This window comes from Ruegeria sp. CI1 (assembly GCF_056536925.1).
Genome location: NZ_JBQFQP010000036.1, coordinates 1 through 941, shown reverse-complemented (window position 1 = coordinate 941; position 941 = coordinate 1). Strand labels below are relative to the sequence as shown.

At 57.9% G+C, this 941-nt stretch carries 1 pseudogene; it reads left to right on the top strand.

The window, feature by feature from the left end:
- Window positions 1-907, top strand: a pseudogene (locus ACR0LZ_RS21135) (IS3 family transposase); the annotation flags it as partial.
- Window positions 908-941 lie beyond the last annotated feature (34 nt).

The window sequence follows — 941 nt, the reverse complement described above, 5'->3', positions numbered from 1 at the left end:
TTTCCGATCTGACGCTGGACAAACTCATTCTGACCGAGGCGGCACGGGGAAACTTCTGAGCCCTTCACGTCGCCGTAAATGCATTGACCATGTGCGTCAGGAGCTGGGTGTGTCTGAGCGCCGTGCCTGCCGCACACTGGGCCAACACCGATCCACGCAGCGCAAGGTACCGCAGGGCCGGTCCGATGAAGAACAGTTGACCGACGACATCATCGAGCTGGCCGACAAATACGGTCGCTACGGCTATCGCATGGTCACAGGCCTGTTCAACAACGCAGGCTGGCATGTGAACCACAAACGCGTTGAACGGATTTGGCGACGTGAAGGGCTGAAGGTGCCGCAAAAGCAGAAGAAAAAAGGACGGCTCTGGCTGAACGATGGCTCCTGCGTGCGGCTCAGACCGGAGAGGCCCAACCACGTCTGGTCCTATGACTTTGTCCAGGACCGCACCGATGATGGGCGGGCCTATCGCACACTCAACATCATCGATGAATACACCAAGGAGGCGCTGATGATCCGCGTCGACCGCAAGCTGAACTCAACGGATGTGCTGGATGCCCTGACGGATCTATTCATCCTGCGGGGGCCACCCGAGTACATACGAAGTGACAATGGTCCAGAGTTCATTGCCCAGAAGGTGCGCAACTGGATCGCCGCTGTCGGCGCCAAGACGGCCTATATCGAACCTGGGTCGCCCTGGGAGAACGGATATTGCGAAAGCTTCAACGCCCGCTTCAGGGACGAATTGCTCAACGGCGAAATCTTTTACTCGCTCAGAGAGGCCCAGATTCTGATCGAGCAATGGCGGGTCCATTACAACACGGTCAGGCCGCACAGCGCTTTGGCATATCGTCCGCCAGCACCAGAAAGCATCGTTCCGATAGACCAAAGGCCGACAATGCACTAACCATCAAACCGGACCACCCGATGGGGGCACGCCA